Here is a 14,373-nt window from a genome sequence, read left to right as displayed (position 1 = left end):
TCACTCGGCGGCTTCCGGACGCGGACCGGCACCGGGCTCGGCTTCGGCACCGGGCTCGGGTTCGGCCTCGGGTTCGGGTTCGGGCTTGGTCGCGGGGCCCGGCGGCGGTGTGGTGTCGGCGTCGTCCTCGGGGAGTCCGGGCGTGCCCGCCACCTCTTTCAGGGCCGCCCAGCGCGAGGCCCGGGCGACGTCGTCGTGCCAGCCCGAGGGGAACGGCTCGGTGAACGAGGTCGGGAAGGGGCTCGGATAGGTGGTCGGGAACGCGTCGGCGGCGGGCAGCACCTCGTACGGCTCCTCCTCGTCCGCACCGGCCGCCTGAGCGGCCGTACCCCCCTTGACCGGGTCCTTGCCCCGCCCCCACGGGCCGCGTCCGCCCGCGGCCGCCGCGCCCGGGGTGTCGCCGTCGGCGGCCGTGGCCGGTGCCTCGCCGGCCGTGGCCGCGTCGGGGGCCGTAGCGGCTCCCGCAGCAGTGCCCCCGGCCCCCGCGGTCTCCCCCGCCGGCTGCACGCCACCGCTCTTCGCCCCGGTCGGGGCCCCCGTCTGCGTGCCCTGTGCGGGGACGCCGCCGCGGGGCCGGCGCCGGCGGCGCAGCCGCCAGAGGCGGGCGGTCAGCGCCACCGGCGGCGCGAACACCAGCGTCCACGCCCCGGCCGCACCCCCGGTCCGCCACCACAGCGGGCCGAGGTGGGCCAGCGCGGCCACGCCCATCGAGCCGCCCGCGAGCCCGGCGAGCAGGGCGACGAACCCCGCGCAGACCAGGGCCGTCAGCAGGACCACCCCGGCGGTCCGGCCGGCCGACCAGCGGGCCCGCGCCGGCGCCCCGGACGCGGGCCGCTCCACGGCCGCCCGCGCCACGAACCACCCCGCCGTCATCCCGGCCACCGCGGGCACCGCGCCCACCGCCCACGTGTACGGCGTGCCGGGGCCCGGCCCGGGCACCGCAGCCAGCAGCGGGAACGGCGGCAGCAGCGGGGCCGGGTGGGAGGCGAACCGGTCGACCAGGTGCCCGGTGCCGAGGAGGAAGCCGGGGCCGAGCGCGTAGGACGCGGCCCAGACCGCCGCGTTGGGGACCAGGGCGATGCCGAGCAGCAGCACCGCGAACCGGCCCGTCCAGCCCTCGGTCAGCTGCAGGAAGGAGGTCCGCGCCGGCTCGCCGTGCCACACCAGCGACGCCCCGACCAGCAGGGCGCCGCCGCCGAAGAGCACGGTCGTCGCGGCGCCGGCGGCGCGTACGGCGGCACCCAGCCGGGCCCGCGCGTCCGTGCCGAACACCAGCCGCCGCACCGGCCCCGGCACCACCACCAGCACGCTCAGCACCGGCTCGGGCGGACGGCCGTGCGCCGACCACACCCCGGCGCCGGCCGCGCTCGCCGCGACCAGCGGCAGACACAGCGTCACCCAGGCCCACTGCGGGCGCAGTTCGCCGCCGGAGCAGTACAGCGTCGCGGCGGTGCCGACACCCAGATAGCCGAGGACCACACCGGTCCACGCGGTACGCGCCCCCACCGGCGGCGGGCCGTCCGGTTCGGGGGAGGCGTCCGTGGCGTCCCGTGCCGCCCGGTAGACCAGCCACAGCGGCAGGGCGAGCAGCAGCAGCGGGGTGAGGCCGACGGGCATGGGGGTGCCGGAGAGCGTGTCGGTGCGGACCAGTTCGACGCCGTGCGCGAGCAGCCACAGGGCGGCGGCGATGTGCAGCGCGCCGTCCGGTCCGCTGTCCGGGTACGGCGAGCTGACCCAGAGCACCATGACGAGCACGGCGAACGAACCGAGGCCCAGTCCGGCCGCGACGGCACCGCCCAGCAGGCTCGCGCCGAGGCCGGGCGAGCGGTCGCGCATGCGGGTCGACAGCAGCGGCGACGGAGAGCGGCGAGCGGTCATGTGGATCACGCACGCCATGCTCCCAACGACACGCGCTTTCCCGTCGTAACAGGCGAACTTCCGAAGTGTCGCTCAATATACGTTTATGTTCTTTTTCGTACAGAAGGGTGCATGATGGCGACACAGAGTGCCGGGCCGACGGCCCCTCAGGAACGGTCGCCCCAGGCGGGTCTGACGACCGAAAAGACACCTCCGCTGACGCCCGCTCAGGCCTTCGACGCGCTGTACGCCTTCTGCGCACCCGCCCTCGTACGCCAGACCTATCTGCTCACCGGGCGCCGGGAGCTCGCCCGCGAGTCCGTGGAGCGGGCCTTCCAGCTGGCCTGGCAGCGCTGGCCGGAGGTGGCCCGGGACCGGGACCCGGCCGGCTGGGTGCGGGCTGTGGCGTACGACTACGCGCTCTCCCCCTGGCACCGCTTCCGCCCCCGCTACCGGTCCCCGGAACCCCCGCCCGCCGACCCGGCGCACCGGGCGCTGCTGTACACGCTGCTCGAACTGCCGGCGTCGTACCGGCGCACACTCGTGCTGTACGACGGTGTGGGCCTCGACCTGCCGGAGACGGCGGCGGAGACCGAGGCGAGCACACCGGCCGCCGCCAGCCGGCTCACCCACGCGCGCGAGGCGGTGGCCGCGCGGCTGCCGGAGCTGTCCGACCCCGCCGAGCTGCACCGCCGGCTGCTCGAACTGGCCTCGACGGAGCATCTGCGGGCGGCCGGCCCGACGGTCGTGCGCACCGGCTGCGAACGCCGGAACGTCTTCTGGACCCGGGCGGCCATCGCCTTCACGGTCACGATCATCGGCGCGACGACGCTCACGCTGCGCACGGCACCGACGCGCTACGAGGCCCCGGTGGCCCCCGCCCAGGCGGTGCAGGGCGTCCCGCCCCCGGTCGCCGCGGGCCCCCTCTCCCACAAGGAGCAGGCCCTGCGGGCCAAGCTGCGCCGGCGGACGACCGGCCCGGAGCGGGTGTTCCCGGAGCCGCGGTGAGAACTGCGGACACGCCCCGGGAGGGGCGGTGCCGACGCGGCGCGAACGGCGGTAGGCCCGCCCCCGGCATGGGGAACGGGCCTACCGAGCGGAGCGGAGAAGGTCAGGCGCTCAGGATCTCGCGGGCGAGCTTGGCCGTCTCGGTCGGGGTCTTGCCGACCTTGACGCCCGCGGCCTCCAGGGCCTCCTTCTTGGCCTGGGCGGTGCCGGAGGAACCGGAGACGATGGCGCCGGCGTGGCCCATGGTCTTGCCCTCGGGCGCGGTGAAGCCCGCGACGTAGCCGACGACCGGCTTGGTCACGTTCTCCTTGATGAACGCGGCCGCGCGCTCCTCGGCGTCGCCACCGATCTCACCGATCATCACGATCAGGTCGGTGTCGGGGTCGTCCTGGAACGCGGCCAGGGCGTCGATGTGCGTGGTGCCGATGATCGGGTCGCCACCGATGCCGACGGCGGTGGAGAAGCCGATGTCCCGCAGCTCGTACATCATCTGGTACGTCAGCGTGCCGGACTTCGACACCAGGCCGATACGGCCCGGCTTGGTGATGTCACCCGGGATGATGCCGACGTTCGACTGGCCCGGGGTGATGATGCCGGGGCAGTTCGGGCCGATGATCCGGGTCTTGTTGCCCTTCTTGCCGGCGTACGACCAGAAGGACGCCGAGTCGTGCACCGCGATGCCCTCGGTGATCACGACGGCCAGCGGGATCTCGGCGTCGATGGCCTCGACGACCGCGTCCTTGGTGAACTTCTCCGGCACGAAGATGACGGAGACGTTGGCGCCGGTCTTCTCGACGGCCTCCTTGACGCTGCCGAAGACGGGTACCTCGGTGCCGTCGAAGTCCACGGTCTGACCCGCCTTGCGCGGGTTGACGCCGCCCACGACGTTCGTGCCGTCACCGAGCATGAGCTTGGTGTGCTTCATGCCGGTGGCGCCGGTCATGCCCTGGACGATGACCTTGCTGTCCTTGTTGAGCCAGATAGCCATGGTGGTGTGAGTCCTCGTCCTCGTGCTTACTTGGCGGCGGCCAGCTCGGCGGCCTTGTCGGCCGCGCCGTCCATGGTGTCGACGCGCTGCACCAGCGGGTGGTCGGCGTCCGTGAGGATCTTCCGGCCCAGCTCGGCGTTGTTGCCGTCGAGACGGACGACGAGCGGCTTCTCGACCTTCTCGCCGCGGTCCTCCAGGAGCTTCAGGGCCTGCACGATGCCGTTGGCGACCTCGTCGCAGGCGGTGATGCCACCGAAGACGTTCACGAAGACGGACTTGACGTCCGGGTCGCCCAGGATGATCTCCAGGCCGTTCGCCATCACCTGGGCGGAGGCGCCACCGCCGATGTCCAGGAAGTTGGCCGGCTTGACGCCGCCGTGCTGCTCACCGGCGTACGCGACGACGTCCAGGGTGCTCATGACGAGACCGGCGCCGTTGCCGATGATGCCGACCTCGCCGTCGAGCTTGACGTAGTTGAGGCCCTTCTCCTTGGCGGCCGCCTCGAGCGGGTTGGCGGCTGCCTTGTCGTGCAGCTCCTCGTACTCCGGGTGACGGAACTCGGCGTTGTCGTCGAGCGACACCTTGCCGTCGAGGGCGATGACCTCACCGGAGGCGACCTTCGCGAGCGGGTTGACCTCGACCAGGAGGGCGTCCGACTTGATGAAGGTGTCCCACAGCTTGATCAGGACGTTGACGACCTTGTCCGCGACCTCGGCCGGGAACTTGGCGGCCTCGACGATCTCGCGGGCCTTGGCCTCGTCCACGCCGTCGATCGGGTCGATCGCGGTCTTGGCGACGGCCTCCGGACGGGTGGCCGCCACCTCCTCGATCTCCATGCCGCCCTCGACGGAGGCGATGGAGAGGAAGGTGCGGTTGGCACGGTCGAGGAGGAAGGAGACGTAGTACTCCTCGAGGATCTCCGGAGCCGTCTCGGCGATCATGACCTTGTGGACCGTGTGGCCCTTGATGTCCATGCCGAGGATGTCCGTCGCGCGGGCGACGGCCTCGTCCGCGGAGGCGGCCAGCTTGACGCCACCGGCCTTGCCGCGACCACCGACCTTCACCTGCGCCTTGACGACGGACTTGCCGCCCAGACGCTCGGTGATCTCGCGCGCCGCCTCAGGCGTGTCGATGACTTCACCGGCCAGCACCGGTACATCGTGCTTGGCGAAGAGGTCCCTCGCCTGGTACTCGAACAGGTCCACGCGCTTCCGTCCCTATCAGTGATCTCGCGGTTCGTTGGATGCGTGGGCGTGCCGCGAAGGGCAACGTGACGTCCGCATGTCACTAGGGGGGCGCACACGGTGTCCGAGCGCGCGGCATGTCCGTCTCGCAGGTTATCTCTGCTTGCGGGGGCCCTCTAAATCGCGGGTCACACCTGAGCGGTGATACCTGTCACATGATGCCGGATTCCCTGGCACGGGGTGCCGCCGCATCGTCGCGGTACGGGCGATGTGCGAGGCCTCACCGGGCTGGGGTGTACCCGGTGAGACCCCCCTGGCGGCCCCGGGCGACCGGGGCCGGGACGCTTGGTCCCCACCCCAATGGGGACCACCCGTCCCGCCCGCGAGGCACCTCCTGGACGGACCGACGGCTTTCGGCCACCCGGGCCGGCCGCCCCGCGGAGCTGCTCCGAACCCTCGGACCGGCTGCCCACCGGGTGCCCACGCCCGGCCGGTTCCACTCACGCGGTGTCCGGTAGGGGCAGGGGCCGCTTCTCCAGGGCGGCCGCCATCACCTCGGGGAACAGGTCGGGGGTGCAGGCGAAGGCCGGTGCGCCGAGCGCGGCGAGCGCCGCCGCGTGGTCGCGGTCGTACGCGGGCGCCCCCTCGTCCGACAGCGCGAGCAGCGACACGAACTGCACCCCGGACGCCTTCATCGCCGCGACCCGCTTGAGCATCTCGTTGCGGATGCCGCCCTCGTAGAGGTCGCTGATCAGCACGACGACGGTCTCGGCCGGCCGGGTGATCCGCTCCTGGCAGTAGGCGAGCGCCCGGTTGATGTCCGTACCGCCGCCGAGCTGGGTGCCGAACAGCACGTCGACGGGGTCGTCCAGCTGGTCGGTGAGGTCGACCACCGCCGTGTCGAAGGCGACCAGCCGGGTGCTGACCGACCGCATCGAGGCGAGGACCGCGCCGAACACCGACGCGTACACCACCGACGACGCCATCGACCCGGACTGGTCGATGCAGAGCACGACCTCCTTCCGCACCGACCGGGCGGCCCGGCCGTAGCCGACGAGCCGTTCCGGTACGACCGTGCGGTTCTCCGGCAGGTAGTGCTTGAGGTTGGCCGCGATGGTGCGGTTCCAGTCGATGTCGTGGTGGCGGGGGCGGCTGACCCGGGCGCTGCGGTCCAGGGCGCCGGCGAGGGTGGCCCGGGTGCGGGTGGCGAGCCGCTTCTCCAGGTCCTCCACCACCTTGCGCACCACCGCGCGGGCGGTCTCCTTCGTGGTCTCCGGCATCGCCTTGTGCAGCGAGAGCAGCGTCCCGACCAGGTGGACGTCGGCCTCCACCGCCTCCAGCATCTCCGGCTCCAGCAGCAGCGAGGCGAGGCCGAGCCGGTCGATCGCGTCGCGCTGCATCACCTGGACGACGGAGGACGGGAAGTAGCGGCGGATGTCCCCCAGCCAGCGCGCCACGGACGGCGCGGAGGCCCCGAGCCCCGCCGACCGGTCCCGCCCCGACCGCGCTCCTCTCTCGCTCCTCCCGTAGAGCGCGGCCAGCGCGGCATCCATCTCCGCGTCCCGCCCCGCCAGCGCACACCCGGTCCCGTCGGCCTGCTCCCCGCCCAGCACCAACCGCCACCGCCGCAACCGCTCCCCCCGGGTGTTCGCAGGGGGGTCCTGCGGGGGGTGCTGCGGCTCGGCCGTCGTGTCTGTCATGGGCCTACCTCCTTGGGCCTTGGGGCGGTCGGGTCGGGGGCGGTCGGGCTGGGGGCTGTCGGGTCGGGGGCCGGGGCGGTGTGCTGCGGGGTGCCCGGTGCTGTGTGCGTCGACGGCCGCTGTGCCGGGCTATGCGACGCGCGGCTGGGTGCCCGCGGCGACGGGCGTCCTGCTGTGCCGTGCGCCGCGCGAGGGGATGTCGGGGGCGCCGTGTCCCGGGACGCGTGTCACGGCGGTCGCCATGCTGTCCGCCACGGCGGTCGCCGTGTCGGGCCGTGCGCCGGGGGACGGGGTGGGCGCCGTGTTCGTGCCGGGTGGCGCGGTGGGTGCCGCGCCGGGTGCGGGGGCGTGGTCCCCGTCGAGGCCGAGCAGGAGCCGCAGTACCGGGAGCACGGCGTCCGCGCGGTCGCTGTCCGGTTCGGCGTCGAAGCCGGGGAGCGTGGCGTGCTGGGCGGCGGGTCCGCCCGGCCGGTCCCCGGGGCCGCGTCGGACCAGTTCGCCAAGGGTTCTGCGCACCCCCGGCTCGTACGCCGCGAAGGTGCGCCGCAGCAGGGGCAGCACATCCGTGAAGGCCTCCGCCGGCACCTCGGTCAGCCAGGTGTCGAGCAGGCCGAGCAGCCGCTCGTCGTGCACCAGCAGCAGCCCGCCCCCACCACCGGCGAACCCCTCGATCCAGGCGGCGGCAGCGGGGGGCGCGGTGCCCGGCGACAGGGCGAGCCCCATCAGCCGGGCCGCTTCCTCGGCCGGCAGCGCCCCGTCGTCCAGCAACAGCCGCACGGCCCGCCCCCGGATGACACCGGGCGCGTTGTCCCGCAGCGCCAGCACCCGCAACACCGCACGCCAACGCCCCCGAAGCCCACCACCGCGCTCGTACGCCCGGTGCTCCTCGCGCTTCTCACGGCCCGGGCCCGGCCCGCTGCCGCCGCCGTCGGCCCCGGCGCCGCCCCCGGCCACCCCCTCCGCGCCGGCCACCCCGCCCGTCGGCGCCTCGGGCAGGCTCTCCGTCAGGAGGCCCACCGCCGTGTGGACGGCGTCCACGTGGTCGCGCATTTCCTCCGCCGCGTCCGTGTCGAGTGCGGTGCAGGCCGGGGGCAGGCCGACGAAGATGCGCTCGGCGAGACCAGACGCGACCTCGGCCAGCGCGCCGGTGTCGGTGGCGCGCACGTCGCCGTAGCGCAGGGAGCGGACGAGGGCGGGCAGGGCCTGCGCGAGGTGGCCGACGTCGGTGTCCAGCGCCGCCCGGTCGGCGAGCACCCGCATGACCACGGGCAGCGCGTCCGGCAGCCCGGCCAGCAGGCACTGCTCGGCGAGCGAGGTGACGTCGGCCAGGGCCCGCGCGGCCGCCGCGTCCGCCTCCACCCTGGCCCGGGCCGCCGCCCGTACGGTCGTCCCCCACACGCCCGCCTCGGCGACCCGCACGGACAGCTCGGGCTCCCAGCGCAGCCGCCAGGTCTCCCGGAAGGTGCCCGTGCTCCCCCGGGACCGGCCCGGCTCGCCCCAGCCGACGCCGAGCAGCCACAACCGGTGCAGCAGCCTGCTGCGGCCGGCGTCGGTGTCCCCGCGCAGGTCCAGCTCCAGCTCGCGCTCCAGCGCCTCCGGCTTGAGCCGCAGCGAGCGCTGCTGCCGGGCCAGGTCCCGCTGCAACGGCACCGCGGGCGCCGACTCCGGGACCTCGCCGAGGACGTCGCCGACCACCAGCCGGTCGTGCACCAGCGCCAGCGGCACGTCCGAGCCCTCGCACAGCACCGCGCGCACCGCGTCGGTGGTCTCGCCCAGGCCGGGCAGCGGGCGGCCGCGCAACGCCGCCAGGGTCTCCGCGAGCCGTACGGCCTCGATGACGTGCGCGGAGGACACGACCCGGCCCTCCGCGCGCAGCAGCCCGGCCACCTTGGTGAGCCACCGCTCGACCGGCCGGTCCGGGGCGCGGAACAGATGGCCGTACCAGCCCGGGGAGTCGATGCCCGCGCCGTATCCGCCGGCGCGGGCCAGCCTGCGGTGCGTCCACGGCACCCAGGTCAGGTCGGTCCTGACCTTGGGCAGGCCCTTGAGCAGGGCCCGGTCGGCGGTGACGGTGGTCCTCTCGCGCAGCGCGGGCACGTGCCAGGCCCCGCACACGACGGCCACGGCGTCCCCGAACTCCCTGCGCGCGTCCCGCAGCCGGAGCCGCATGTGCGCCTCGCGGACGAGGTCCCGGGTGTGCCCGCCGGTGCCGTACCGCTCGCGCAGCGCGCTCATCGCCTCCGCCACCGCCGCGAACGGCGCGAAGGGGTCGCGGGCGCCCGGCCCCCGGTGTTCGACGACGTCCTCCCACCAGCGCTCCGGGTCGTCGTACCCGGCCGTCTCGGCGAGCACGGCGAGCGGGTCGACGCGGACCTCGTCACCGCGGTCGGGCTCGGACGTCTCTTCTTCGGAACCGGCGTCGCACGTCCCCCGCTCCCCCGCGAGCGTGTGCGTGGCCGGCAGGTCGATGAAGCGGGCCGGGACGCCCTGTTCCACGGCCCAGCGGAGGGCCACCCACTCGGGGCTGAACTCGGCGAACGGCCAGAAGGCCGAGCGGCCGGGCTCGTCCACGGCGTGGGCGAGCAGCGCGACCGGCGGCCGCAGGCCCGGATCGGCGGCGAGCGGGATCAGCGCGTCGGCCTCGGGCGGGCCCTCGATCAGGACGGCGGCCGGGCGCGCCGCGTCCAGGGCGGCCCGCACCGCACGCGCGGAACCGGGCCCGTGGTGCCGTACGCCGAGCAGCAGCGGCCCGGCGGCGTACGCCGTGCTCCCGTCGGTGCCGGTCATGCGCTCACCTCGCGGCACGCGCGGTAGAAGTCGGTCCAGCCCTCGCGTTCGCGGACGACCGTCTCCAGGTACTCCTGCCAGACGACCCGGTCGGCCGCCGGGTCGCGGACGACGGCGCCGAGGATGCCCGCGGCGACGTCTCCCGGCCGCAGCACGCCGTCGCCGAAGTGTGTGGCGAGCGCGAGGCCGCCTGTGACGACGGAGATCGCCTCCGCCGTGGACAGCGTGCCGCTGGGGGACTTCAGCTTCGTACGCCCGTCGGCGGTGACGCCGTCGCGCAGCTCGCGGAAGACGGTGACGACCCGGCGGATCTCCTCGATGCCGTCGGGCGCGGCCGGCAGGTCGAGGGAGCGGCCGAGCTGCTCGACCCGGCGGGTGACGATGTCGACCTCGGCGTCGGCGCTCTCCGGGAGCGGCAGCACCACGGTGTTGAAGCGGCGGCGCAGCGCGCTGGACAGCTCGTTGACCCCGCGGTCGCGGTCGTTGGCGGTGGCGATGAGGTTGAAGCCGCGGACCGCCTGGACCTCCGCGCCCAGCTCGGGGATGGGCAGGGTCTTCTCCGACAGGATCGTGATCAGCGTGTCCTGCACGTCCGCCGGGACACGGGTCAGTTCCTCCACGCGGGCCGTCATGCCCTCGGCCATGGCGCGCATGACGGGGCTGGGCACGAGGGCGTCGCGGCTCGGGCCGTGGGCGAGCAGCTGCGCGTAGTTCCAGCCGTACCGGATCGCCTCCTCCGGGGTGCCGGCCGTGCCCTGCACCAGCAGCGTCGAGTCACCGCTGACCGCGGCGGCCAGGTGCTCCGACACCCAGGTCTTGGCGGTGCCGGGCACGCCGAGCAGCAGCAGGGCGCGGTCGGTGGCCAGCGTGGTGACGGCGACCTCGACGATGCGGCGCGGGCCCACGTACTTGGGTGTGATCACCGTGCCGTCGGGCAGGGTGCCGCCGAGCAGGTAGGTCGCCACCGCCCACGGCGACAGCTTCCAGCGGGCCGGGCGCGGGCGGTCGTCCTGTGCGGCGAGCGCGGCGAGTTCGGCCGCGAAGGCGTGCTCGGCGTGCGGTCGCAACGCCTGCGCGGCCTGGTCGCGGTCGGGTGCGGCGATCGTCGGTTCCACGGACACAGTCATGGCTGAGGCCCCCTCCAGCTCGGCCGGTTCGGTTCTGGCACCCACCGTGCACCACGCCACTGACAATTGCTCTGACCTGCACGGATACGCTCGCCGGGTCGATTGTCAGTGGCGGGACCTACCGTCGGTGGCATGACTGAGCAGGGGGTGCGACGGACCGCGGAGCAGGTGCTGGCACTGGCGCCTGACGCCGCGTCACGCAAGGCGGGGAGCAGACTCGGCGTGGCCGGCCCGTGGTCCGGGACCGGGAGCGGAGAGGGGGCGGTGTGGGGACTGTGCAAGGGCAGTGGCAGCAGGCCGTACCAGACGGTGGTGGACCTGGCCGACGCTGCCGGACCGGCGTACAAGTGCAGTTGCCCGAGCCGTAAGTTCCCGTGCAAGCACGCGCTCGGCCTGCTCCTGCTGTGGGCGGGCGAGGAGGGAGCGGTGCCGGCCGGCGCGCTGCCGCCGGAATGGGCCGGGCAGTGGCTCACCGGCCGGCGCGGACGCGCGCGGACGAAGGAGGCGCGGGGCGAGGGCGGTTCGGCGGCGGCGCCCGCGGATCCGGAGGCGGCCCGGCGGCGGGCCGAGCGCCGGGCCGAGCGGGTCACGGCGGGGGCGAGCGAGCTGGAGCAGCGCCTGGCGGACCTGCTGCGCGGCGGCCTGGCCACGGCCGAGCAGGCGGGGTACGGCGTGTGGGACGAGACGGCGGCCCGCATGGTCGACGCCCAGGCGCCGGGTCTGGCCGCGCGGGTGCGGGAGCTGGGGGCGGTGCCGGCGTCCGGCGCAGGCTGGCCGGCGCGGCTGCTGGAGGAGTGCGCGCTGCTGCATCTGCTCGACCAGGGCTGGCTGCGCCGCGACCGGCTGCCGGAGGCCCTCGCGGCCACGGTCCGCTCCCGGCTCGGCCTGCCCGCCTCGCCGGACGGCCCGCCGGTGCGCGACCGCTGGCTGGTCCTCGCCCAGTACGACACGGCGGACCCGAAACTGACGACGCGCCGGATATGGCTGCACGGCGCCGCGTCCGGCGCTACCAGGCTGCTGCTGGGCTACGGCGCGGCGGGGCGGGCACCCGAGCTGTCCCTGCCGGTCGGCCTGGCCCTGGAGGCGGAGCTGACGGCGTATCCGGGCTCCGGTCAGGCCCGGGCCGCGCTGGGCGAGCGGTTCGCCCCGCCGGCCCCGGCCGGGTTCCGGCCGCCGGGCGTGACCACCGCCGAGGCGGCGGCCCGCTACGGCACGGCCCTCACCGACGACCCCTGGCTGGACTCGGTCCCGGTCACCCTGGGCCGGGTGGTACCGGTTCCGGACGGCGACCGGTGGCAGCTGGCCGACGCCGACACGGACGCGGCCCTGCCGCTGAGCCGGGCCGCCCGGTCGCGGCCCGGTCTGTGGCGGCTGGTCGCGCTGTCCGGCGGCGCCCCCGTCACGGTCTTCGGCGAGTGCGGCCATCGCGGCTTCACCCCGCTCACAGCCTGGCCGGAGGAGGCGGGCGAGGCGGTGCCGCTGTGCTGACCGGCCGTACGGACACCCACGCGCAGGCAGGCGACGGGAAGAGAGCAAGGGAAGGGGAAGGGACGTGATGCAGGGGACACCGGCCGGTGGGGACACCGCTGCGCCCGAAAGCATGCCGGAACGCTCACCGGAGAGTTCCTGGGAAGAGCTGGTGACGACCGCGGTCCTCGGCACGGACCGGCGCGCCCCGGCGCACGCGACGCCCGGCCGGCCGGCGCCGCTGGCGCTGCTCGACGCGGCCGCCGTGGCGACCGTACGGCGGCGGGCCGGGCTGCGGCCCGCGCGGGCGGCGCGACGGCCCGGGCGCGCGCCCGCCGACCCCCGCCCGGCACTGCCCGCAGCGGCGGCGCGCCGGCTCACCACCCTGCTGGCCGACCGGTCCGGCGGCGGGTCCGGCGGCCGGCGGGGCAGCACCCCGGACCTCATGGAACTGCTCCCGCAGTGGCTCGCGGCGGCCAACGCCCACGGGTACGCGGCACCCCCGCAGGCGCTGCCCGCGCTGCTGGACGCGGCCCGGGGGCGTACGGATCTGCGCCCGGCGGCGCTGGCGTTCGCGGGTCCGCGCGCGGTGTGGCTGGCCCGGCTGAACCCGGACTGGCGGTTCGCTCTGCGCACCACTTCCGGGGGCGGCGCCGCCCTGCCCGACCCGGAGGACGCCGAGGCGGTGCGCCGGCTGTGGCAGGAGGGGCTGTTCGCCGAACGGGCGGCGCTGCTGGGCGCGCTGCGCACCCGTACGCCCGCGCTGGGCCGCGATCTGCTGGTGTCGACCTGGGCGACGGAACGGGCGGAGGACCGGCTGATGTTCCTCGACTCGCTGCGCACGGGCCTGTCCGCGGCGGACGAGCCGTTCCTGGAGCAGGCGTTGGGCGACCGCAGCCGCAATGTCCGGGCGACGGCGGCGGAACTGCTGTCGGGGCTGCCGGACTCGGCGCTCGCCGCGCGGATGGCGGTGCGGGCCACGGCGTGTGTGGCCCTGGACCGTACGGGGGGCGCGCCGACGATCGCGGTGGAGGCGCCGCACGAGTGCGACGCCGGTATGGAACGGGACGGCGTGGTGGCCACACCGCCCACGGGCCGGGGTGAACGGTCCTGGTGGCTGGGGCAGTTGGTGGAGGCCGCACCGCTCGGCACCTGGCCGCGGCGGCTCGGCGGGCGGACTGCCGAGGAGATCGTGGCGCTGCCGGTGGCGGACGGCTGGCAGGGCGAACTGCACGCGGCCTGGTGCCGGGCGGCGGTGCGGCAGCGGGACGCCACGTGGTCGCGGGCGCTGCTCGGCTCGCCGTCGGCACCGGAGGCGGGCGGCCCGGGCGCGGTGTCCCTGGCGGACCGGGCGAAGTTGCTGGCCGCGCTGGAACCGGCCGAACGGGCCGCGTGGGTCGCCGGGTTCATCGCCACGCACGGCCTGTCGGAGGCGTTCCAACTGCTCGGGGTGTGCGCGGTCCCGTGGGCCCCCGCGCTGGGCCAGGCCGTCGTGGACGCCCTCAACATCGCCCGGGACGCGGGCAGTTACCCGTGGAGCTTCAGCGGGGTGATGGGGCTGGCCGAGCGCTGCCTGGACCCGTCGGAGGCGGTACGGCTGGAGGCGCTGCTGGCGATACCCGACGAACGGGAGGACGCCGCCCCGGGAGCCGGCGGGTACTGGTCGGAGGCCTTCCAGCGGCTGGTCACGACGCTGCGCTTGCGGGCGGCGATGAGACGTGAGCTGGCCCCGCCCACCCCTGGGGAGGTCGCCGCTCAGCCCCCGGACGCGGTCGGCTGACGGGCGTTCTCCCGGACCCACTCCACGATCGACGTGGTCGTCGCGCCCGGGGTGAAGATCTCCGCGACGCCCTTCTCCTTCAGCGGCGGGATGTCCTCCTCGGGGATGATGCCGCCGCCGAAGACGAGGATGTCCTCGGCCTCCCGCTCCCTGAGCAGGTCGATGACCGCCGCGAACAGCGTGTTGTGCGCGCCGGACAGGATGGACAGGCCGATCGCGTCGGCGTCCTCCTGGATGGCGGTGTCCACGATCTGCTCCGGCGTCTGATGGAGCCCGGTGTAGATGACCTCCATGCCGGCGTCGCGCAGGGCGCGCGCGATGACCTTGGCCCCGCGGTCGTGGCCGTCGAGCCCCGGCTTGGCCACCACCACGCGGATCGGACCGGCTGCCACACCCATCACTGCCTCCATCAAGCGAGCCCGGAAGCGATCGGCTTCCGTCCGTACCGACAAGTACCGCACTTCCGGCGTGCTCC

Annotated in this window: 10 protein-coding genes; 3 read left to right on the top strand and 7 right to left on the bottom strand. The window is 75.1% G+C overall.

The genetic code is table 11. From position 1 onward, the window contains the following. Entirely contained in the window at positions 1 to 1,896 is a 1,896-nt protein-coding gene (locus tag ACZ3ZD_RS02690; RefSeq protein WP_467392693.1) for a cell division protein PerM, read from the bottom strand. A gap of 96 nt (positions 1,897 to 1,992) precedes the next feature. Between ACZ3ZD_RS02690 and ACZ3ZD_RS02685 the strand changes: the two genes are divergently transcribed. Next, positions 1,993 to 2,865, top strand: a complete 873-nt coding sequence (locus ACZ3ZD_RS02685) for a SigE family RNA polymerase sigma factor (protein WP_467393279.1) — start codon at positions 1,993 to 1,995, stop codon at positions 2,863 to 2,865. 103 nt (positions 2,866 to 2,968) lie between these two features. Here the strand turns inward: ACZ3ZD_RS02685 and sucD are convergent, their stop codons facing one another. From sucD to ACZ3ZD_RS02660, 5 genes are all read right to left on the bottom strand, one after another. Next, a complete protein-coding gene (sucD, locus tag ACZ3ZD_RS02680; RefSeq protein ID WP_467392691.1) occupies positions 2,969 to 3,853 on the bottom strand; it encodes a succinate--CoA ligase subunit alpha in 885 nt (294 codons plus the stop codon). Between the two features lie 26 nt (positions 3,854 to 3,879). Beyond that, positions 3,880 to 5,058, bottom strand: coding sequence for an ADP-forming succinate--CoA ligase subunit beta (gene sucC / locus ACZ3ZD_RS02675; RefSeq protein ID WP_467392690.1), 1,179 nt, complete (start codon positions 5,056 to 5,058; stop codon positions 3,880 to 3,882). 479 nt (positions 5,059 to 5,537) lie between these two features. Beyond that, entirely contained in the window at positions 5,538 to 6,737 is a 1,200-nt protein-coding gene (locus ACZ3ZD_RS02670) for a VWA domain-containing protein (RefSeq protein WP_467392688.1), read from the bottom strand. Between the two features lie 129 nt (positions 6,738 to 6,866). After that, positions 6,867 to 9,524, bottom strand: a complete 2,658-nt coding sequence (locus ACZ3ZD_RS02665; RefSeq protein ID WP_467392686.1) for a DUF5682 family protein — start codon at positions 9,522 to 9,524, stop codon at positions 6,867 to 6,869. Further along, entirely contained in the window at positions 9,521 to 10,651 is a 1,131-nt protein-coding gene (locus ACZ3ZD_RS02660; RefSeq protein WP_467392684.1) for an ATP-binding protein, read from the bottom strand. The genes ACZ3ZD_RS02665 and ACZ3ZD_RS02660 overlap by 4 nt, the downstream gene beginning before the upstream one ends. Positions 10,652 to 10,783: 132 nt before the next feature. Between ACZ3ZD_RS02660 and ACZ3ZD_RS02655 the strand changes: the two genes are divergently transcribed. Both ACZ3ZD_RS02655 and ACZ3ZD_RS02650 read left to right on the top strand, forming a co-directional pair. Beyond that, positions 10,784 to 12,139 (top strand): SWIM zinc finger family protein, encoded by a 1,356-nt coding sequence (locus ACZ3ZD_RS02655; RefSeq protein WP_467392682.1) that lies wholly within the window; start codon positions 10,784 to 10,786, stop codon positions 12,137 to 12,139. Positions 12,140 to 12,251: 112 nt separating this feature from the next. After that, positions 12,252 to 13,898, top strand: a complete 1,647-nt coding sequence (locus ACZ3ZD_RS02650) for a DUF5691 domain-containing protein (protein WP_467392680.1) — start codon at positions 12,252 to 12,254, stop codon at positions 13,896 to 13,898. Here the strand turns inward: ACZ3ZD_RS02650 and ACZ3ZD_RS02645 are convergent. Continuing rightward, on the bottom strand, positions 13,874 to 14,296 hold the full coding sequence (locus ACZ3ZD_RS02645; RefSeq protein WP_467392678.1) for a cobalamin B12-binding domain-containing protein: 423 nt from the start codon (positions 14,294 to 14,296) through the stop codon (positions 13,874 to 13,876). The genes ACZ3ZD_RS02650 and ACZ3ZD_RS02645 overlap by 25 nt on opposite strands. Positions 14,297 to 14,373 lie beyond the last annotated feature (77 nt).

Source organism: Streptomyces sp. NPDC023481 (assembly GCF_055560195.1).
Note: the sequence above shows the minus strand (reverse complement) of the source record. Positions and strands in the feature narration are given on the sequence as shown.

Coding starts and splice junctions, on each gene's coding strand:
- ACZ3ZD_RS02690 (WP_467392693.1), bottom strand. CDS start 1,896: ATGGCGTGCGTGATCCACATGACCGCTCGCCGCTCTCCGTCGCCGCTG.
- ACZ3ZD_RS02685 (WP_467393279.1), top strand. CDS start 1,993: ATGGCGACACAGAGTGCCGGGCCGACGGCCCCTCAGGAACGGTCGCCC.
- sucD (WP_467392691.1), bottom strand. CDS start 3,853: ATGGCTATCTGGCTCAACAAGGACAGCAAGGTCATCGTCCAGGGCATG.
- ACZ3ZD_RS02670 (WP_467392688.1), bottom strand. CDS start 6,737: ATGACAGACACGACGGCCGAGCCGCAGCACCCCCCGCAGGACCCCCCT.
- ACZ3ZD_RS02665 (WP_467392686.1), bottom strand. CDS start 9,524: ATGACCGGCACCGACGGGAGCACGGCGTACGCCGCCGGGCCGCTGCTG.
- ACZ3ZD_RS02660 (WP_467392684.1), bottom strand. CDS start 10,651: ATGACTGTGTCCGTGGAACCGACGATCGCCGCACCCGACCGCGACCAG.
- ACZ3ZD_RS02655 (WP_467392682.1), top strand. CDS start 10,784: ATGACTGAGCAGGGGGTGCGACGGACCGCGGAGCAGGTGCTGGCACTG.
- ACZ3ZD_RS02650 (WP_467392680.1), top strand. CDS start 12,252: ATGCCGGAACGCTCACCGGAGAGTTCCTGGGAAGAGCTGGTGACGACC.
- ACZ3ZD_RS02645 (WP_467392678.1), bottom strand. CDS start 14,296: ATGGGTGTGGCAGCCGGTCCGATCCGCGTGGTGGTGGCCAAGCCGGGG.